The sequence below is a fragment of the Nonomuraea sp. B208 genome, from assembly GCF_057536035.1.
Genome location: NZ_BAAJOU010000033.1, coordinates 182892 through 201761, shown reverse-complemented (window position 1 = coordinate 201761; position 18870 = coordinate 182892). Strand labels below are relative to the sequence as shown.

Genomic DNA, 18870 nt, shown 5'->3' with positions numbered 1-18870 from the left:
CAGGAGCCCCGCGCCACTGATCCCTACGGATGCCAGAGGTCGGGCTCTCCCGGCGTACGGCGTACCCGTCCCTTGGCCTCCAGCCACACCAGGTGCGCCAGCGTCTCGTTGTTGGCCGAGCGCCGCATGAACGGCGGGATCGTCTCCCAGGGCCGCGACCAGGTGAGCCGCGTCGCGGTGTCCCAGCAGGTGACGCCGTCGTGCCCGGCCACCACCCGCTCGATCTCGGCCAGCCGCTCCTCGTGGTGGGCGAGCACGCTGTCCACCCGTCCGGCCAGCTCAAGGAAGCGGTACTCGTGGGCGGGCAGCACCTCGTCCACCTCCAGCCCGCCCACGGCGGCCAGGGAGTCGAGGTAGTCGGCGAGCGGGTTGGGCGGCGACTGCGGGTGCACGGCCACCATCGGGGTGATCCTGGCCAGCACGTGGTCGCCGGAGAACAGCACCCGCCGCTCGGGCGAGACGAAGCACAGGTGACCGGGCGAGTGGCCGGGCGTCCAGATCGCGCGCAGGTCCCAGCCGGGCAGGCCCAGGTCGTCGCCGTCCTCGACGAGCCGGTCGGGGCGGGCCATGGTGACCATGTGACGGATCATCATCGACGCGCCGGCCAGCTCGTCCAGCGTCGCCGCGGGCACGCCGCACCGTTCCAGCAGCGCCCGCTCGCGGCGGACGAGGCCGTCGATGGCCTCGTCGTCGTAGCGCTCGCGCAGCAGGCCGGCGTCGGCGGAGTGCAGGGCGATCCACGCCCCTGACGCCTCGCGGACCCGGCCGGCCAGGCCGTAGTGGTCGGGGTGGATGTGGGTGACGAGCACGCCCTTGACGTCCGTGATCGCGTATCCGGCCACGCCCAGGCCGGCGCAGAGGGCCTCGTACGCCTCGTCGGTGTCCCAGCCGGCGTCCACGATCGCGACGCCGTCCGGCAGCTCCAGGGCGTAGACCAGGACGTACCGCAGGGGGTTGACGGGGATCGGCACGGGGATGGACCACAGCCCCGGCCGCACCCGCTCCACGTCGGGGATCGCCCCGCCCGTCCACGCCTCCCGCTGCGCCCGGCTGGCAGGGGTCACCACGAATTTCGTCATGAGCTGGATTCTGCCCGAACGAGGTTCTGGATCCGAATCATGTTCTACTGGGACCATGAAGCCGAGCCGCGAGATCTCGGGCGATGGCCGCTTCGTCCGGCAGCCCAACCACTTCACCGGCCGCCTCGGCCCCCCGGAGCCGGGCCGCTACCGCCTCTACGCCTCCTACGCCTGCCCGTGGGCGCACCGGGTGCTGATCGTCAGGCGGCTGCTGGGCCTGGAGGACCTGCTGGACGTCACGATCGTCGACCCGATCAGGGACGAGAAGGGCTGGCGCGTCCCCGGCGGGGACCCCGAACACCTGTCGGAGCTCTACCACGCCACCGACCCCGGCTACACCGGCCGCTACACCGTCCCCTGCATCTGGGACACCCACGAGAAACGCCTGGTCACCAACGACTTCCCCCAGATCACCCTGGACCTGGAGATGTCGTGGGGCACCTCGCCCGACCTCTATCCCGAGCGGCTGCGCCCCGACATCGACATCATGAACGACCGCCTCTACCACGGGCTCAACAACGCGGTCTACGAGGCGGGCTTCGCCCGGGACCAGCAGGCGTACGAGGAGGCCGTGGCGCGGGTCTTCACCACCCTCGACCACCTGGAGGTGCGCCTGGCCGAGTCCGCCTACCTCTTCGACACGCTGACCGAGAGCGACGTGCGGCTCTACACCACACTCGCCAGGTTCGACACCGTCTACTACCCGCACTTCAAGTGCATGGTGCGGCGGCTGACCGACTATCCGGCGCTGTGGGCCTACGCCCGCCGCCTCCACGCCATCCCGGCCTTCGGCGAGACCACGGACTTCGACCACATCAAGCGCCACTACTTCATGACGCAGACCGGGATCAATCCGAGCCGGATCGTACCGGTGGGGCCGGAGCTGGACTGGAGCGTGTGAGCACCGGCAGCCGCACGTACAGCAGCGCCGAGACCAGGGTGACCGCGGCGGCCACGGTCCAGGCGGCGGCGAGGCCCGCCTGGGCGGCCAGCGCGCCGAGCGTGAGGTTGGCCGCGACCCCGCCGGACTGCAGGGACAGCGAGGAGATCGAGGTCAGGGTGGTGCGCTCGGCCGCGGTGACCGCGTTGTGCGTCAGCTCCAGCGACAGCACGGAGGTCACCGCGAGCCCGGCGAACAGCACCACGTAGGCCGCCGCGGCGCTCACCAGGCCGGCGGTCCCGCCGAGGTCCGACGTGGCGGCCAGGGTGGCGACCGAGAGCCCGCACACCACCGCGCCCGCGATCGCGCCCCTGGCCGAGCTCCCAGCCAGGCGGGCCGCGCGGGGCGCGAGCGCGCTGCCCGCCGCGCTGCCCGCGAAGCCGAGCGCCGCGACGACGGCGTAGGCGAAGCTGCCCTGCTCCGCCGAGCCGGCCAGCTCGGCCAGCCGGCCGGGCGTCAGCAGCTCGATGGCGGTCAGCATGACGCCGGAGCACACCGCGGCCAGCATGAGCCGGCGCAGCAGCGCGCGCCCCGCCGCCATCCGCAGCCCGCCGGCGATCGTGGCGGGCACCCCGCGCAGCACCCCGGCCGGCGACATCCGCTCGCGGGACGGCTCGGGCAGCGCCACGAGGACCACGGCCAGCAGCAGCGCCGCCGCCACGGCGGCCACCAGACTCGGCGCGGCCAGCGGGAACATCAGCTTCGGCGGCACCACCGCCGGCAGGACGCCGCCGGCCAGCACGCCGACGCAGAGGGACGCGGACTCCATGGCGCCGCCCCTGGCAAGCCCCGGCTTGAGGTCGGCGTCGTGGCCCTCGATCCGGTGCAGGGTGTCGACGTACCAGGAGGTGGACGGGCCGCTGGACAGCGCCCGCGCCACGCCCTTGAGCACGCCGACGGCCAGGAACGCCCACAGCGTCGTGGCCACGCTCATCAGCGCGAGGCCCGCCGTGAGGAACGCGGCCGAGGCGGCCAGCACCATGCGCCGCCCGATCACGTCGGCCAGCCCTCCGGTGGGCAGCTCCAGGCTCGCGGTGACGACGGAGAACACGGTCACCGTCAGGCCGATCTCGGCCAGCCCGAGCCCCCGCTCGGTCATGAGCAGGACCTGGGAGGACATCATCAGGCCGAGCGGCAGCCAGGTCAGGAAACAGACGAGCAGGTAGCGGCGTAAGGCCGAGCGGGCGGTCATGACTCCTCCTGTCCGGGGCTGCGGGGGACGCCGCCGTACCAGACCTGCACCTGCCTGGCGTCGGGGTCGCCGGCGTGGCGGTCGGCGAGCTCGCGCAGCAGCGCCTCGGCGCGGTCGGCGAACTCGCGGAGCGCGGCGGGGGGCAGCGTGAGGATGTGGTCGCTCATGCCGGAGACGTCCACCCATTCCCGCGGCCAGTCCGCGAGGTCGAACTCCCCCAGCATCCGGCCGACCGTCTCGGCCTGGCGCAGGTGCATGATCCGGATTGCCTCGCGGCCCTCGGGCGTGGCGCTCATCTCGGCCGCGTCCCACGAGGTGTAGACGTGACGGGCGCGCCAGCGCCGCTCACGGCCGTCGCGTCGCTCGTCGTCCTCCTCGACGAAGCCGAACTTGAACAGCTCGCGCAGGTGGTAGCTGGTCGAGCCGGAGCTCTCGCCCACCCTGCGGGCCAGCTCGCTGGCGGTGGCCGGGCCGTCGCTGCGCAGCAGGCCGAGCAGGCGCACCCGCAGCGGGTGGGAGACGGCCCTGAGCACCCGCGGGTCACTGATCCTGTACTGCTCCTCCATACCTGCCACGGTAAACCGCAAAGGCAATTTTGCAAAGTGAATTTTGCGATTTGCTCCCCTCGTAGACTTGGGAGCGTGCTCGACGACATCTGGGTGGACGACGCCGTCCACGAGCTCCGGCCCGACTTCGCCGTGCTGGTCATGACCGCGCACGGGTTGACCAACGGCCCCACGGACGACCGCTCCCGCGCCTGGCTGGCGGCGGCGGCCGAGGCGGAGGCGCAGCCCGTGAAGATCGACGCCTGGAAGGACGCCTACCGCGCCTTCGGCGCCAAGCCGCAGCGCACCCGGCCCTCGGTCGACGCGCTCACCCGGCGCATGCCGCTGCCGGAGATCAACCGGGCGGTCGACGCCTACAACGCGATCAGCGTCAAGCACGCGCTGCCGATCGGCGGCGAGGACCTCGACCGTTACTCCGGCCCGGCGCGGCTGGTGCGCGCGACCGGCGACGAGCCCTCGGAGGAGGCGCTCGGCACGCCGGAGCCGGGCGAGGTGATCTGGCGCGACGACCTCGGCGTCACCTGCCGCAGATGGAACTGGCGCCAGGTGGCCCGCACCCGGCTCACCGAGGAGACGGTCAACGCCATCTTCCTGCTGGAGCGGCTGGAGCCGATGACGCTGGAGGAGCTGAAGGAGGCCGGCGAGGAGCTGGCCGATCTGCTGGCGGAGCTGTCGCCGGGTGTCCGGATCGCCACCAGACTGTTGTCCGCGCGGAACTAAACCTGCCGCCCCGGTGTTGATATCAAACAGTAACAATCCCCAGTGCCACCCGGATTGGCAAGGGGGGGCGTGACCTCTTTGCGCGGTCCTGAGAGGATCGTTCGGGGCGGCGCGCGCTCTTCGGCACGTGCTGCCAGTCCGGGCGAGTAGCCTTGGACAGGTTCTCTAACATCAACGCCGATCTGCGGAAGAGGGCGATTTCCGCCGTGTCGTCTGAGTCGTCGCGGACAAACCCGCTGGCAAGCTTCGGTCAGAACGAGTGGCTTGTCGACGAGCTGTACCAGAAGTACCTCCAGGACCCCGAGTCGGTAGACAAGGCCTGGTGGAACTTCTTCGCTGACTACAACCCTGATTACGGGCCGGGCCGAACCCCGGTCAGGGAGGCGGCGAACGGCACTACGACCGCGCCCGCCCCCGCACCTGCCAAAGCGACGGTGACGGCTCCGGCCGCGGCCAAGGCTCCCGCCGCGGCCGAGAAGCCGAAGCAACCCTCAACCCCCGTGCCCAAGGACGCCGAGGAGGTCAGGCTGCGCGGCGCCGCGGCCCGCACCGCGGCCAACATGGACCTGTCCCTGTCGGTCCCGACGGCGACCAGCGTGCGCGCCATCCCGGCGAAGCTGCTCATCGACAACCGCATCGTGATCAACAATCACCTCAAGCGGGGTCGCGGCGGCAAGGTCTCCTTCACGCACCTGATCGGTTTCGCGATCGTCAAGGCGCTGCGGGCCATGCCGGAGATGAACTACTCCTACGCGGAGGTCGACGGCAAGCCGACGCTGATCAAGCCGGAGCACGTCGGCTTCGGCCTGGCGATCGACGTCCAGAAGAGCAACGGCGACCGCCAGCTCCTCGTGCCCTCCATCAAGGGCGCGGAGGAGATGGACTTCCGCCAGTTCTGGATGGCCTACGAGGACGTCGTGCGCAAGGCGCGCGGCGGCAAGCTCGGGGTCGACGACTTCGCCGGCACCACGATCTCGCTGACCAACCCCGGCACGATCGGCACGGTCCACTCCGTCCCGCGCCTGATGCCCGGACAGGGCACCATCATCGGCGTCGGCGCGATGGAATACCCGGCCGAATACCAGGGCGCCTCCCCCGAGACCCTGTCGCGCCTGGCCGTCTCCAAGGTCATGACGCTGACCAGCACCTACGACCACCGGATCATCCAGGGCGCCCAGTCGGGCGACTTCCTGCGCCAGATCCACCGGCTGCTGCTCGGCGAGGACGGCTTCTACGACGAGATCTTCGAGGCGCTGCGCATCCCGTACGAGCCGGTGCGCTGGGTCCAGGACATCTCGGCCACCCACGACGACGACGTGGCCAAGTCCGCCCGGGTGATCGAGCTGATCCACGCCTACCGCGTGCGCGGCCACCTCATGGCCGAGACCGATCCGCTCGAGTACAAACAGCGCAAGCACCCCGACCTCGACATCCAGTCGCACGGCCTGACGCTGTGGGACCTGGAGCGGGAGTTCGCCACCGGCGGCTTCGGCGGCAAGCCGCTGATGAAGCTGCGCGACATCCTCGGCGTGCTGCGCGACTCCTACTGCCGCACCGTCGGCATCGAGTACATGCACATCCAGAACCCCGAGGAGCGGGCCTGGATCCAGGCGCGGGTGGAGAAGCCGCACAAGTCGCCGGAGCGCGACGAGCAGCTCAACATCCTGTCGCGGCTCAACACCGCCGAGGCGTTCGAGACGTTCCTGCAGACGAAGTTCGTCGGCCAGAAGCGCTTCTCGCTGGAGGGCGGCGAGTCCCTGATCCCGCTGCTCGACTCGGTGCTCAGCGACGCCGCCGACGAGGACCTCGACGAGGTCGTCATCGGCATGGCCCACCGCGGCCGGCTCAACGTGCTGGCCAACATCGTGGGCAAGTCCTACGCCCAGATCTTCGGCGAGTTCGAGGGCAACATCGACCCGCGCACCGCGCACGGGTCGGGCGACGTGAAATACCACCTGGGCGCCACCGGCACGTTCACCGCGCCGAGCGGCAAGACCATCACGGCGTCCGTCGTGGCCAACCCCTCCCACCTGGAGGCGGTCAACCCGGTCCTGGAGGGCGTCGTACGCGCCAAGCAGGACCTCATCGAGCGCGGCGAGGAGGGCTTCACCGTCCTGCCCGTGCTCGTCCACGGCGACGCGGCCTTCGCCGGCCAGGGCGTCGTGGCCGAGACGCTCAACCTGTCGCAGCTGCGCGGCTACCGCACCGGCGGCACCGTGCACGTGGTGGTCAACAACCAGGTCGGCTTCACGACCTCGCCGGCCTCGTCCCGCTCGTCGGTCTACGCCACCGACGTGGCGCGGATGATCCAGGCCCCGATCTTCCACGTCAACGGCGACGACCCCGAGGCCGTGGTCCGCGTCGGACAGCTCGCCTACGAATACCGGCGGGCGTTCCGCAAGGACGTCGTCATCGACCTCATCTGCTACCGCCGCCGCGGTCACAACGAGGGCGACAACCCGGCGTTCACCCAGCCGCTGATGTACGACCTCATCGACGCCAAGCGCTCGACCCGCAAGCTCTACACCGAGGCCCTGATCGGCCGCGGCGACATCACGGTCGAAGAGGCCGAGTCGGCGCTGCGCGACTACCAGGCCAAGCTGGAGCAGGCGTTCACCGAGGTCCGCGAGGCGGCGAAGAAGCCGCAGGAGGCGGCCGCGATGCGGGTGCCGCCGACCGAGGTCGTCAAGTGGTCGCACGACGACACGCCGACGGCGATCACCCACGAGACGCTCAAGCGCATCGTCGACACCCAGCTCAACCTGCCCGACGGCTTCACGCCGCACCCGCGCCTCGCGCCGGTACTGCAGCGCCGCGGTCAGATGGTCGAGCAGGACGCGATCGACTGGGCGATGGGCGAGACGCTGGCCTTCGGCTCGCTGCTGCTCGACGGCCACCCGGTCCGCCTGGTCGGCCAGGACTCCCGGCGCGGCACGTTCACGCAGCGGCACGCGGTGCTGGTCGACCGGATGACCGGCGCCGACCACACGCCGCTGAAGAGCTTCAACCAGGGCACCACGAAGTTCTACGTCTACGACTCGCTGCTCAGCGAGTTCGCGGCGCTCGGCTTCGAGTACGGCTACAGCGTCGTACGCCCCGACGCCCTGGTGTGCTGGGAGGCGCAGTTCGGCGACTTCGTCAACGGCGCCCAGACGATCATCGACGAGTTCATCTCGTCCGGTGAGCAGAAGTGGGGCCAGAAGTCCTCGGTCACGCTGCTGCTGCCGCACGGCTACGAGGGCCAGGGCCCCGACCACTCCTCGGCCCGCATCGAGCGGTTCCTGCAGGTCTGCGCGCTGGACAACATGACCGTCGCGCAGCCCACCACCCCGGCCAACTACTTCCACCTGCTGCGCTGGCAGGTGGAGTCGCAGCGGCGCAAGCCGCTGGTGGTCTTCACGCCGAAGTGGCTGCTGCGCCACAAGGCGGCCACGTCCAAGGCGTCCGACTTCACCTCGGGCACCTTCCAGCCGGTGCTCGGCGACACGACGGTGGACCCGGCGAAGGTCACCCGCGTGGTGATGTGCTCCGGCAAGCTCTACTACGAGCTGCTGGCCGAGCGCGGCAAGCTGGGCCGCGAGGACGTGGCGCTGGTCCGGCTGGAGCGCCTCTACCCGTTCCCGGGTGAGGAGCTGGCGGCCGAGCTGGGCCGCTACGGCCAGGTCGAGCTGGTCTGGGCGCAGGACGAGCCGGTCAACATGGGTCCGTGGCCCTACCTCACGCTCAAGCTGGCCGAGGACCCGCAGGCGCTGGGCGGCCGGCCGGTGCGCCGGGTCTCGCGCACGCCCAACAGCTCGCCGGCCTCGGGCTCGCACAACGCGCACGACACGGAGCTGGAGGAGATCCTGCGCCAGGTCTTCGCCTGATCCGGGTTTCTCCACGGATGCCGGTGGCCCTTCCGGGGCCACCGGCATCCGCCGTTTCCGGGTCCGTGCTGGCCAGGGGCTAGAGTTCGGGCGAGACGCAGTGAGCGGACGGATGACGGGATGGAGAGCGATGTACTTCACCGACCGGGGGATCGAGGAGCTGGTCGAGCGCCGGGGCGAGGAGGAGGTCAGCCTGCTGTGGCTGGGTGAGCGGCTGCGCGAGTTCGTGGACCTCAACCCCGAGTTCGAGACCCCGGTGGAGCGGCTGGCCACGTGGCTGGCCCGGCTGGACGACGAGGACGACGAATAGCCGCCGGCCGGATAAAACGCGATACATCTTGAGTTTCCGCCGAACGCGACATATCGTGTTCTCATACGAGGTGTTGCCAGAAGGGCGGAAGCATGCAGCAGTGGACCGTCGAAGCGCCGGAGCAGCTGACCTTCGGCGCCGTGGAATCGCTCGACGTGCGCATCGTCGCCGGCCGGCTGGCGGTGCTCGCCAGTGAGGGCCCGCCGACACTGGAGGTGGCCGAGATCGACTCGGCCTCGCCGCTCATCGTGACCTACGACGAGGACACGCGCTCGCTCACCGTCGCCTACAAGGACCTCACCTGGGACGGCCTGCTCGGCTGGCTGCGCCGCGACCGGCGCAGGACCGTGCTGTCCATCGCCGTCCCCAAGTCGTGCCGGGTGAGCGCGGGCGTGGTGTCGGCGCCCGCCGTCGTGGCCGGCTTCGAGCGCTCCACGCGCGTCAAGGGCGTCTCGGCGGAGATCGTGCTCGACGGGGTGAGCGGCGAGGTCACCGCCAACACCGTCTCCGGGCCGGTCGAGAGCCGGGCGATGGAGGGCGACCTGTCGTTCAACAGCGTCTCGGGCGACCTGACGGTGGCCGACGGCACGCCGCGCCGGCTCAGGGCCAACACCGTCTCCGGCCGCATCACCGCCGACCTGGCGCTGCGACCCACCGGACATGTGACGTTCACCAGCGTCTCCGGTGACATCCTGGTCAGGCTGCCGGACAACGTGGACGCGGACGTCACCCTCCGCTCCACCTCCGGGCGGCTGGTCAGCACGTTCGACGAACTGTCCGACTCGAGCGGGCCCGGCATGAAGACCATGTCGGGGCGGCTCGGCGGCGGCATGGCCTCGGTGTCGGCGACCACGGTCTCCGGCGAGGTCGCACTGCTCAAGGGGGAGAAGGAATGAGCCCTGTCTTCGGTCACGGCCGGCTCCGGCTGTACCTGCTCAAGCTGCTGGAGGAGAGCCCGCGGCACGGCTACGAGGTGATCCGGCTGCTCCAGGACCGCTTCCTCGGCGTCTACTCGCCCTCCCCCGGCACGATCTACCCCCGTCTGGCCCGGCTGGAGGAGGAGGGCCTGGTCACCCACGAGGTGGCCGACGGCAAGAAGGTCTTCTCGATCACCGACAAGGGCCGCGAGGAGCTCAACGCCCGCCTCGACGAGCTCGACGACCTGGAGGAGGAGATCTCCGCCTCCGTGCGCGACATCGCCCGCGAGGTCAAGGAGGACGTGCGCGAGACGGTCAAGTCCCTGCGCGACGAGCTGACCCGGATGGCGAAGGACGTGCGCACCGGCGGCCGCGAGGACCCGGTCGGCTTCGGCCGGCGGCAGAAGGAGGAGTTCCAGCGGCTGCGGGACGAGCAGTGGCGGCAGTGGCAGGACCACGCCCACCAGTGGCAGGGCGAGAGCGAGCGGCTGACCAGGGAGTGGCGCCGGATGTGGACCGAGATCTGGGGCACGCTCGGCGGCGCGCCGCCGTCCCGCGCCGATCTCGACGCCGAGCTGGGCGAGCTGCTGGCCGACTTCGTGGCGCAGGCGCGCAGGGAGGCGTCCGACGCCCGGCTGACCGGCGAGAAGCTGCACGACCTGCGGACGGCGCTGGACGACGCCTCCCGCCGGATCCGCGACATCCTCGAACGCTGAGCTCCGCTACGCGGCGGCGCGGGCGGCCCTGCGGGCGCGGTAGGCGATCGGCATGTACCTCAGCCGTTCCGGCAACCGCGGCGTCAGCGCCGCGACCGCCTGCCCGACGCGCCGCAGCCGCCGCTCGTCCCGGATCGTCCAGCGCAGGCCGAGCTTGTCCCGCACGGCGGGCGGCAGGGTGCCGACCGTGACGAAGTGGTTGAACTCGCCCGCGCCCGCTCCCACCGGCGTCCACAGCCGGCGCAGCGGTGCGGGCAGTCCCGGCGGCGCGGGCGTCCCCCGCATGACCGACAGCACGTCCAGCGCGGTCGGATGCGGCTCCAGCCGCTCGGCCACCATGCGGTCGAAGTAGCGCCAGTAGTCGTCCAGGTCCGCGGGCAGCTCCCGCTCCGGCACCCGCAGCATGCGTCCGAGCTGCTGCGACTCCACGTAGAGCCGGCGCTGCTCGGCGCCGGTGAGCGGGGTGCCGAAGTGGCGGTTGAGCGCGACGAACCGCTCGAACAGCGTCAGGTGCACCCAGGCCCACGCCTCGGCGTTCAGCGCGTGGTAGGGCCGGCCGCGCTCGTCCACGCCCCTGATCGTGCGGTGGATCTCCCTGAGCCGCCGCCCCTCCGCGGGGCCGGCCTCGCCGCCGTACACCCAGGTCTGTACGGACTCCAGCGTGCGGTTGAGCCGCCCCCACGGATCCGACTTGTACGTCGAGTGCTCGGCGACCGCCGCCCCCACCGCCGGATGCATGGTCTGCAGGACCAGGGCGCTGCCGGCCACCAGCAGGTTGCGATATTCGCCCGCGGTTTCCCAGTGCATCGAACCCGGGCCGAAGGGCTCCACGTCCATGATCGGGCCTCCCGGTGATACAACTCTCTTTCCTTTGTATCACCGGGCGCCCGAAAAGTAACCCGTTACTTATCAGGCGGTGAAGACGATCTTCCCGAACAGCTCGCCCTCCGCCATGGCGGCGAAGCCGTCGCGCGCCTCGGCCAGCGGCAGCGTCCGGTCGATCTCCGGCCGCACGCCCGTCTGCTCCAGGAACACCGCCAGCCGCTGAAGCTGCTCGCGCGTCCCCATCGTCGAGCCGACCACCGAGAGCTGCAGGAAGAACACCCGGTTGAGGTCGGCCGGCGGCACGGCCCCGCTGGTGGCGCCGCTGACCACGATGCGCCCGCCCGGCTTGAGCGACTTGAGCGAATGGTCCCAGGTGGCCTGGCCGACGGTCTCCATGACCGCGTCCACCCGCTCGGGCAGCCGCGCGCCGCTCTCGAAGACCTGGTCGGCGCCCAGCCGCAGGGCCCGCTCGCGCTTGTCCGCCGAACGGCTAGTCGCCCAGACCCGGAAGCCGCCCGCCCGGCCGAGCGCGATCAGCGCGGTGGCCACCCCGCCGCCCGCGCCCTGCACCAGGACCGTCGAGCCCGGCTGCAGCCCGGACTTGTCGAACAGCATCCGGTAGGCGGTCAGCCAGGCCGTCGGCAGGCACGCGGCCTCCTTGAAGCTGAGCGCGGCCGGCTTGGGCACCAGGTTGCGGCGCGGCACGGCCACCCGCTCGGCGAAGGTGCCGTCGTGCACCTCCGACAGCAGCGAGCGCCGCGGGTCCAGCGTCTCGTCCGGGCCGGAGCCGATCACCGCGTGCACGATGACGTCGTTGCCGTCCTCGTCCACGCCGGCGGCGTCGCAGCCGAGCACGATCGGCAGCCGGTCCTGGCGGATGCCGACGCCCTTGAGCGTCCAGAGGTCGTGGTGGTTGAGCGCGGCCGCCCGTACCGAGACGGTCGTCCAGCCGTCCGGCGTCTTCGGCTCAGGGTGCTCCCCCAGCGTCAGGCCGGCGAGCGGGTTGTCGGGGTCGGTCTGTGTGGCGGTAACGGCGAACATGGCCGCACCCTACAGAACCGGCCGCGGCTAGTCCTTGAAGGTCACCCTGATCCCGCGCAGCGCCTGCTCACGGTAGGCGTCCGGGCCGGTCACCGCGATCTGCACGCCGCCGCGGCACACCGCGCGCGCCGGCCGGCCACGCCCGCTGATCACGAACGGCACCGGATCCGTCTTCCCACAGTGGGGCGTCGGCACGAGCGCGACCATCGCCCGCCCGCCGCCGCCGAACCAGAGCTGCGGCCCGACGGGATTGCCCCGGGCCTTCTCCCCCGGCCGGGCCAGCCGGACCGGGCCGCCGCCCGACAGCACCAGGTAGCCGTCCTCGGTCTCCTCGCCGCGCAGCCGCCTGGCCACGGCGAGCCGCTGCTCGAACGTCAGGCCGTCCCCCACGTCGTACAGGGCGAGGCGCCAACGGCCGAAGGCGAACAGCAGCACCTGGCCTCGCCCGCCGCTGCCCGCCTGCTGGGGCCACAGGGTGACGTTGGGGGCGTACTCGCGGATGGGCTCGCCGCCCTGGGTGATCTCGATCTCCCCGTTGTACGGCGCCGTCACCTGCCGGTACATCCCGTCGATCCACAGCCCTTGGAACGGCCGCACCCCCATGCCTGCCAGGCCCAGCTCGACGGGATAGCGCACGCTCGCCCGCCGCCCGTCCGGGAACACCACGTCGATGACCGCCTCGCCGCCCTTCGTCACCGGCGTGACCCGCAGCACGTTGGGCGGGCTGTCGATCCTGGTCAGCGACCTGATCGGCTCGGGGGCGGGCGGCGGCGCGGCGGGCGGCGGCCGGCGGCTCGCGATCAGGCCGATCACCGGCACCAGCACGGCCACCAGCAGCACCGCCAGGCCGAGCCTGCGGCGGCGCCCGCTCTGTCCCGCTTCGATGACGTCTAACCGGTCGGCCACCGGCGTTCCTCGTGAAGTAGTGCGGCTGTCGCCCTCGTTCCCAGTTCAAAGGAGCGGCTACCGACGGCGCAAGCCCTCAGATCCGGCGAACAGGTCACGAATCCACAACCGGTCACCAGGAGGCGAGGTTGACCTTGCCGTCCGGCGAGACGAGCCGGACCCGCTGCCCCACCAGTTCCCGCGACTCGGCCTCCGCCAGCAGCCCCGGCTCCTCCACCACGGCGTGCGCCCGCCCGCCGCCGGGCAGGTCCACCACGAGGATGCCGCGTTCGGCCGCGCCGTCCCTGCCGTGCGCGACGGTGTAGCCGGCGACCGTCGCCTCGCCCTCGTGGACGTCCACGACGGGCACGCCCGTGGCCGTGAACACGGGCGCGGCGCTGCCCAGCCGGCCGCCGGGCTCGCTGGACCACACCGCGTACGTGTGCTTGGTCAGGTGCATCCCCACCCCGGTCACCAGCCCGTGCCCCGCCTGGGCGCGCAGCAGCCCGGCCATGGTCGCCGTCGAGTGGAGGACGTAGTCGCTGGCCGGGCCGCCCGCGTACGGCAGCCCGCCGGTGACGGTCAGCCCGCGCCGGTCGAGGGGGTCGAGCCCGATCGCGTCGCACGCCTGCCGCAGCGCGATGGCGAAGCAGCTGTAGACGTCGAGCGCGTCCATGTCGGCGAGGCCGAGCCCGGCCCGCGCGAAGGCGGCGGCGGCCACGCGCGGGATCGCCTCCGAAGAGCCGAGCGCGGGCCGCGCCGCCACCTCCCAGGTGTCCTCGCCGTACGCCCACCCGCGCAGGTAGACCCGCCGGTCCTGCGGCACGCCCAGCCGGTCGGCCAGCCCGGTGCCGGCGAGCACGACGGCCGCCGCCTGGTCCACCTCCAGCACGGCCACGGTGTCCCTGGTGTACGGCCAGCCGACGAAGCGGCTGCCGGTCACCAGCTCGTCAGGACTACGCGGGGTGCGCCGCCAGGCGTACGGGTTGGCGGCGGCCACCTCGGTCATCGGCGCCAGCAGCCGCCCGCGCTCGCGCATCTCCTCCTCGACGGACATCCCGAGCGCCGCCCGCCGGGCCGTCTCCATGATCGGGTACGTGTGCACCGGCAGCACCAGCCCGTGCGCCAGCTCGGCCGGACGCGGCGGCCGCTCCCAGCCGTACGGGGGTTTGGGGTCGGCCGGATGGCTCCACGGCGTCCGCTCGCCTGCCCGCCGGTAGGCCCGCCGCGTGGCCAGCGCCTCGGCCCCGGTCACCAGCGCGCAGGTGAACTCCCCCGCCGCGATCCCGGCCGCCGCCGCGCCGATCAGCGTCTGCGGCGCCGTGCCGCTGACCTTCGAGTACGCCCGATGCCGCGGCGCCGCCCCCAGCCGCTCGGCCAGCCGCCCGACGGGCGAGTCGTACTGCCAGGAGTCGGTGTGCACGATCTGGATCGACTCCAGCCGCTCGACCGGCAGCCGCGCGTCGTCGGCCGCGGCCCGCGCGACCTCCTCCCAGAGATCGAGCGGTTCGGGGCCGGGCTGCTCGCGCACGGTGCGTTGCGCGATGCCGATGAGACAGGGGGTGCGCGAGTCCATGCCCCCATCCAACCAGAACAAAATTCGGTTGGTAAGTGGTGACTTTCATGAATGCAGTCGGCACCGTTACCAGAAACGCGAAAAATCGGCTCTGACCTGCGGAGATGCTTTCTCGTCATACATGCGATCCCGCTATCTCGCCTCTTCTTTCCGTCGATTACTCACGACCCGCCGAGGCCCTTCAATACCGTTTCCAGCGTTTTCCTGGCCCACCGGGGCCGCAGCGCCCCGCCCTGGGCCGCCGAGAACCGGAAGGAGCTCCATGCATTCCCGAGCAAGGCGCCTCGCGACCACCCTGACAGCCGCCGGGCTGGCAGCGGGGAGCCTCAGCAGCGCGGCCGGCGCGACGGCACCCTCGAACGTCGTCGCCAGGAACGTCACCACCCCCGCCGAGCAGGCGGTCCTGTTCTGGACGCCGGACCGCCTCAGACAGGTCACCGGCTCCGCGCCGCCCGACGGCAGACGCGTCACCCTGCCCGGCACGGTGGGACGCGTGTTCTTCACGCTGCCCCGTACCGACCCGCGCGACCCACGCAACTGGCGCTCCTGCTCGGCCACCTCGGTGCGGAGCAAACACCGCGACCTCGTGGCAACCTCCGCCCACTGCGTGTACGACACCAGGCGCAACGCCTTCTACGACAACTGGGTGTTCATGCCCTCCTACCAGAACGGGAAGAACCCCCCGTACGGCGTCTACGCCGCCAGGACCTTCAACGCGCACGAGGGCTTCGCGGTGACGGAGGACTACGACTACGACTACGCGTTCGTCAACGTCCACAACGGCGTGAAGGTCTCGTGGCAGAAGACCGGCAGGTCCTGGCGCGGGCAGGTCAGGAACGCCGGCCGGCTCGGCGACAACGTCGGCGGCCAGGGCTTCACCTGGAACCGGAGCGCCAAGCTGGACGTGTTCGCCTTCGGCTACCCGGCGGGCGGCCCCGCCATGAAGCACTGCTCCGGCAGGACCCGGCCGATGCCGGAGGCCAAGAAGTACAACGCGCAGGAGCACATCGGCCTCGCGTGCTCCTTCACCGCCGGCGGCGGCCCCTTCCTCTCCGGCTACAAGAGCGCCTCGCGCACCGGCTACCTGGTCGGCGTGGGCAGCGTGGCGTGGGACACCGACGGCGACGGCCGTGACGACCGCATCTCGTCGCCGTACTTCAACGGTGAGACGTACAAGATCTACAAGGCCGCGGCGAACCGGTGGACCGGCAACATACCGTGACCGTCCCGCCGCTGAGAGACCCCGGCTCCCGCAGGGATCCGGGGTCTCCCCGATCTCATTCCGCGTGACTCCCGCCACCTGATCACGACGAAATGCCGGCGCGTTCCGATCCGCCCACCATGATCACGATCACGGCTCTGACCTGGGCGAACGCCGAAAGACTTTTGATCGTTCCGACGTATCGAAGTGGCGGCCTGACGGCATCCTTATAGTTCACGTTGGAACCTGGATCAGGTAACGAATCCCTATCCGGGCTGCAATACCCTCCACTCATCTGGAAAAATCGCCCCTTACGACCCCAAGAAAGGCATTTTCATGATCTCCCGGGCCCGGCAGCTGCTGGCCGCCGCGCTGAGCGGCGCGCTGCTGATGCTGCCTGCCCACACGGGGATCGCCGCCGCGCAGACAGCGCAGACAGCGCAGACCGCGCAGGCCGGGAAGGCCACCGCCGCGGCCGGCAAGGTGCAGAGCATCGCCCTCGCCAAGACCGCCGCGGACGTCAAGCGGGTCGCCGACTACTGGAAGCCCGAGAAGTTCAAGCACACCGACAGCTTCAGCCCGGCCACGCCCGGCGCCGCCGTCGTGCCGAAGTCCACGTCCACGTCCGCGGGCGGCGCCGCCGGCCCGGCCGCACGCACCGCCGCGAGCAAAGCGAGCGCCACGAGCACCGGCAAGCTCAGCACCGGCAAGCTCGGCACCGGCAAGCTCGGCACCGGCCGCCTCGCCGCGCCCGCGCTGCCGCGCAAGGGCGCCCAGGTCGGCAGCACGATGGGCAAGGTCTTCTTCCGCTTCGGCGACAAGGAGTACTGGTGCTCGGCCAGCGCGGTCACGGCCAGGAACCGCAGCGTGGTCGCCACCGCCGGGCACTGCGCCTACGATCCGCGGCAGGCCAAGGTCGCCGACTACTGGATCTTCGTCCCCAACCCGGGCCTCGGCGGCGAGCAGCCGATGGGCATCTACGTGGCCTCGTCCATCAGCCTGCACGAGGACTGGATCGGCAGGGGCGACTACGACTACGACTACGCCTTCGTCACCGTCCACCGCGGCTTCACCTGGGTGAACAAGAACGGCCAGTACGTCATGCAGGACGTCGGCCGGCTCCAGGACAACGTGGGCGGCCTCGGCCTGGAGCTCAACAGGAAGCCGGGCACCTACACGGCCGCGGCCTTCGGCTACCCGGCCGGGGCGCAGCCCGACGGCAACCGCCTGTACGACGGCAAGACGCTGCGGATGTGCCGCGAGGGCCGGACGATCTGGAACAGCCCCGCCCCGCCGCTCGACCTGCAGAAGGGCGTACAGCTCCCGGCGTGCGACTTCAGCGCGGGCACCAGCGGCGGCCCCTGGGTGATCGGCTACGACCCGGACCGCAAGATCGGCAGCCTGGCCGGCGTCAACAGCCTGAACTGGGACCGCAACGGCGACAAGCGCTACGACGCGATCTCCTCGCCCTACTTCGACACGGTCGCGGGCATGGTCTACCAGCGCGCGGCGGCGCAGAGCACGCCCGCGAAAATCGCCTGACGACACACCTTTCTGACAAATGTGACCCAAGTCATATGCAACCGGTCGGTCACAGCGCGCGATCAGCCGATCTCCGGATCTCGGGAAGGTCACGGCGACCGCTGGAACGTTGACGCGCTCTCCTCACAACTTCCACGCCTGTGGTCAGCGTTATAGGTTCCGGGTCGTCCAATTTTGCTGAGTTTCGTCAGGTGCACGAGGCGCCTCATGTCAGCACAACCTGGAGTTATCGTGACCCGAATCCTTCTGCCCGCCGGCGGCGCGATCCTCGCCACCGGCCTGCTCGCGGCCGGCCTGTCCGGCACCGCGCAGGCCGACGGGGGCGTCTCCCACGACCCCATGGCCCGCAGCAACGCCCAGGCCGCCTCGGTCGCCTCCTTCTGGCTCGCCTCGAACGGCGCCGCCCTTCGCGCCGCGAAGCAGTACACCTGGGACTCCAAGGAGGTCAGGAAGGTCGTCTCCAAGGGCGGCTACACCCCTGACGGCCGCCCCGGCACCACGGCGCCGACCGGCTCGGCGAAGTCCGCGGGCAGCGCCCAGAACGTCAACCTGCCCCGCACCGTCGGCAAGGTCTTCTTCGTCGACGGCCACGGCAAGTTCCGCTGGTGCTCGGCCACCTCCGTCCAGTCGAACCAGCGCAACCTGGTCGCCACCGCCGGCCACTGCGTCTACGACACCGACACCAACAAGGCCGTCATGGACAACTGGGTCTTCGTGCCCGGTTACTACCAGGGCAAGGCCCCGTGGGGCATCTACGTCGGCAAGCAGGCCTTCACCCACTACGACTTCGACGTCTACGAGGACTACGACAAGGACTACGCCTTCGTCACCGTCTACAACGGCATCCTCTTCGACGGCGTCAAGCAGGTGAACCGCCGCGACTACGAGCGCTTCACCGGCCCCAAGCGCCGCTGGGGCGGCCACTACTACATCCTGCTGTCGAAGGACGCGGGCCGGCTCGGCGACGTCGTCGGCGGCCAGGGCTTCGCCTGGAACCAGGCGAGCGGCAAGTACGTCCGCACCTTCGGCTACCCGGCCGCGCCGCACCCGGACGGCAACAAGCCGTACAGCGGCGTCACGCCCAAGCACTGCTACGGGCGGACGACGGGTAAGGCCGTGGGGGCCTCCTGGCTGAAGATCGAGGAGCACATCGGGCTCAAGTGCGCCGTGACGCCCGGCTACGACGGCGGCCCCTGGCTGCTGAACTACAGCAACGCCAAGCGCGTCGGCTACGTCAACGGCGTCACCAGCACCTTCGCCGACCAGGACGGCAACGACCGCATCGACTACATCACCTCGCCGTACTTCGACGGTGAGACGGCCGCGGTCTACAACGCGGCCAAGAACGTCTGGTCCGGCAGGATCGTCGGCCCGAAGGGCGAGCTCTACAAGTAGCACCACCGAGCCCTGCCAGGGGAACGCGAGGGCCTCCGCCAGTCACGGCGGGGGCCCTCGCGCTGTTTTCTGTGAGTTCCGGACCGCTTCCTGAAGATC

Annotated in this window: 16 protein-coding genes; 9 read left to right on the top strand and 7 right to left on the bottom strand. The window is 71.0% G+C overall.

Annotated elements, in window-relative coordinates:
* Positions 1-23: 23 nt before the first annotated feature.
* The gene (locus AC27IY_RS46340) at positions 24-1079 is read right to left on the bottom strand and encodes an MBL fold metallo-hydrolase (RefSeq protein WP_487181847.1); all 1056 of its coding nucleotides are present in this window, start codon (positions 1077-1079) and stop codon (positions 24-26) included.
* 55 nt (positions 1080-1134) lie between these two features.
* Between AC27IY_RS46340 and AC27IY_RS46335 the strand changes: the two genes are divergently transcribed.
* On the top strand, positions 1135-1980 hold the full coding sequence (locus tag AC27IY_RS46335) for a glutathione S-transferase family protein (RefSeq protein ID WP_423475531.1): 846 nt from the start codon (positions 1135-1137) through the stop codon (positions 1978-1980).
* On the opposite strand, the gene AC27IY_RS46330 is transcribed toward AC27IY_RS46335, so the two are convergent.
* Complete coding sequence (locus AC27IY_RS46330; RefSeq protein ID WP_487181846.1) at positions 1928-3211, bottom strand: MFS transporter; 1284 nt, start codon at positions 3209-3211, stop codon at positions 1928-1930. The genes AC27IY_RS46335 and AC27IY_RS46330 overlap by 53 nt on opposite strands.
* Positions 3208-3777: a winged helix-turn-helix domain-containing protein gene (locus AC27IY_RS46325; RefSeq protein WP_487181845.1), complete on the bottom strand. Its 570-nt coding sequence runs from the start codon at positions 3775-3777 to the stop codon at positions 3208-3210. The genes AC27IY_RS46330 and AC27IY_RS46325 overlap by 4 nt, the downstream gene beginning before the upstream one ends.
* 75 nt (positions 3778-3852) lie before the next feature.
* Here AC27IY_RS46325 and AC27IY_RS46320 point away from each other — a divergent pair, with 75 nt between their 5' ends.
* From AC27IY_RS46320 to AC27IY_RS46300, 5 genes are all read left to right on the top strand, one after another.
* Positions 3853-4497 (top strand): B3/B4 domain-containing protein, encoded by a 645-nt coding sequence (locus tag AC27IY_RS46320; RefSeq protein WP_487181844.1) that lies wholly within the window; start codon positions 3853-3855, stop codon positions 4495-4497.
* Positions 4498-4703: 206 nt separating this feature from the next.
* Complete coding sequence (locus tag AC27IY_RS46315; RefSeq protein ID WP_487181843.1) at positions 4704-8363, top strand: multifunctional oxoglutarate decarboxylase/oxoglutarate dehydrogenase thiamine pyrophosphate-binding subunit/dihydrolipoyllysine-residue succinyltransferase subunit; 3660 nt, start codon at positions 4704-4706, stop codon at positions 8361-8363.
* A gap of 130 nt (positions 8364-8493) precedes the next feature.
* Positions 8494-8673 (top strand): DUF6104 family protein, encoded by a 180-nt coding sequence (locus AC27IY_RS46310; protein ID WP_020544136.1) that lies wholly within the window; start codon positions 8494-8496, stop codon positions 8671-8673.
* Between the two features lie 92 nt (positions 8674-8765).
* The gene (locus AC27IY_RS46305) at positions 8766-9569 is read left to right on the top strand and encodes a DUF4097 family beta strand repeat-containing protein (protein ID WP_371251653.1); all 804 of its coding nucleotides are present in this window, start codon (positions 8766-8768) and stop codon (positions 9567-9569) included.
* Entirely contained in the window at positions 9566-10306 is a 741-nt protein-coding gene (locus AC27IY_RS46300; protein ID WP_329590290.1) for a PadR family transcriptional regulator, read from the top strand. The genes AC27IY_RS46305 and AC27IY_RS46300 overlap by 4 nt, the downstream gene beginning before the upstream one ends.
* Positions 10307-10312: 6 nt before the next feature.
* Here AC27IY_RS46300 and AC27IY_RS46295 read toward each other — a convergent pair whose 3' ends face one another.
* From AC27IY_RS46295 to AC27IY_RS46280, 4 genes are all read right to left on the bottom strand, one after another.
* A complete protein-coding gene (locus AC27IY_RS46295) occupies positions 10313-11143 on the bottom strand; it encodes an oxygenase MpaB family protein (protein ID WP_371251655.1) in 831 nt (276 codons plus the stop codon).
* A 72-nt stretch (positions 11144-11215) separates the two neighbouring features.
* Positions 11216-12172: a zinc-binding dehydrogenase gene (locus tag AC27IY_RS46290; protein ID WP_487181842.1), complete on the bottom strand. Its 957-nt coding sequence runs from the start codon at positions 12170-12172 to the stop codon at positions 11216-11218.
* A 27-nt stretch (positions 12173-12199) separates the two neighbouring features.
* Positions 12200-13078, bottom strand: a complete 879-nt coding sequence (locus AC27IY_RS46285; RefSeq protein ID WP_487181841.1) for a hypothetical protein — start codon at positions 13076-13078, stop codon at positions 12200-12202.
* 112 nt (positions 13079-13190) lie between these two features.
* Positions 13191-14633, bottom strand: coding sequence for an acetyl-CoA synthetase (locus AC27IY_RS46280; RefSeq protein WP_487181840.1), 1443 nt, complete (start codon positions 14631-14633; stop codon positions 13191-13193).
* Between the two features lie 262 nt (positions 14634-14895).
* Here AC27IY_RS46280 and AC27IY_RS46275 point away from each other — a divergent pair, with 262 nt between their 5' ends.
* The 3 genes from AC27IY_RS46275 (at position 14896) to AC27IY_RS46265 (ending at position 18771) form a co-directional block, all read left to right on the top strand.
* Complete coding sequence (locus AC27IY_RS46275) at positions 14896-15855, top strand: trypsin-like serine peptidase (RefSeq protein WP_487181839.1); 960 nt, start codon at positions 14896-14898, stop codon at positions 15853-15855.
* Positions 15856-16170: 315 nt separating this feature from the next.
* The gene (locus AC27IY_RS46270) at positions 16171-17376 is read left to right on the top strand and encodes a trypsin-like serine peptidase (RefSeq protein ID WP_487181838.1); all 1206 of its coding nucleotides are present in this window, start codon (positions 16171-16173) and stop codon (positions 17374-17376) included.
* A 231-nt stretch (positions 17377-17607) separates the two neighbouring features.
* A complete protein-coding gene (locus tag AC27IY_RS46265; RefSeq protein ID WP_364454355.1) occupies positions 17608-18771 on the top strand; it encodes a trypsin-like serine peptidase in 1164 nt (387 codons plus the stop codon).
* Positions 18772-18870: the final 99 nt, after the last annotated feature.

Bases quoted from the DNA above. Each gene is read 5' to 3' on its own strand.
- AC27IY_RS46310 (WP_020544136.1), top strand. From the start codon at position 8,494: ATGTACTTCACCGACCGGGGGATCGAGGAGCTGGTCGAGCGCCGGGGC.
- AC27IY_RS46280 (WP_487181840.1), bottom strand. From the start codon at position 14,633: ATGGACTCGCGCACCCCCTGTCTCATCGGCATCGCGCAACGCACCGTG.
- AC27IY_RS46340 (WP_487181847.1), bottom strand. From the start codon at position 1,079: ATGACGAAATTCGTGGTGACCCCTGCCAGCCGGGCGCAGCGGGAGGCG.
- AC27IY_RS46300 (WP_329590290.1), top strand. From the start codon at position 9,566: ATGAGCCCTGTCTTCGGTCACGGCCGGCTCCGGCTGTACCTGCTCAAG.
- AC27IY_RS46290 (WP_487181842.1), bottom strand. From the start codon at position 12,172: ATGTTCGCCGTTACCGCCACACAGACCGACCCCGACAACCCGCTCGCC.
- AC27IY_RS46325 (WP_487181845.1), bottom strand. From the start codon at position 3,777: ATGGAGGAGCAGTACAGGATCAGTGACCCGCGGGTGCTCAGGGCCGTC.
- AC27IY_RS46305 (WP_371251653.1), top strand. From the start codon at position 8,766: ATGCAGCAGTGGACCGTCGAAGCGCCGGAGCAGCTGACCTTCGGCGCC.
- AC27IY_RS46295 (WP_371251655.1), bottom strand. From the start codon at position 11,143: ATGGACGTGGAGCCCTTCGGCCCGGGTTCGATGCACTGGGAAACCGCG.
- AC27IY_RS46270 (WP_487181838.1), top strand. From the start codon at position 16,171: ATGATCTCCCGGGCCCGGCAGCTGCTGGCCGCCGCGCTGAGCGGCGCG.
- AC27IY_RS46335 (WP_423475531.1), top strand. From the start codon at position 1,135: ATGAAGCCGAGCCGCGAGATCTCGGGCGATGGCCGCTTCGTCCGGCAG.
- AC27IY_RS46330 (WP_487181846.1), bottom strand. From the start codon at position 3,211: ATGACCGCCCGCTCGGCCTTACGCCGCTACCTGCTCGTCTGTTTCCTG.
- AC27IY_RS46275 (WP_487181839.1), top strand. From the start codon at position 14,896: ATGCATTCCCGAGCAAGGCGCCTCGCGACCACCCTGACAGCCGCCGGG.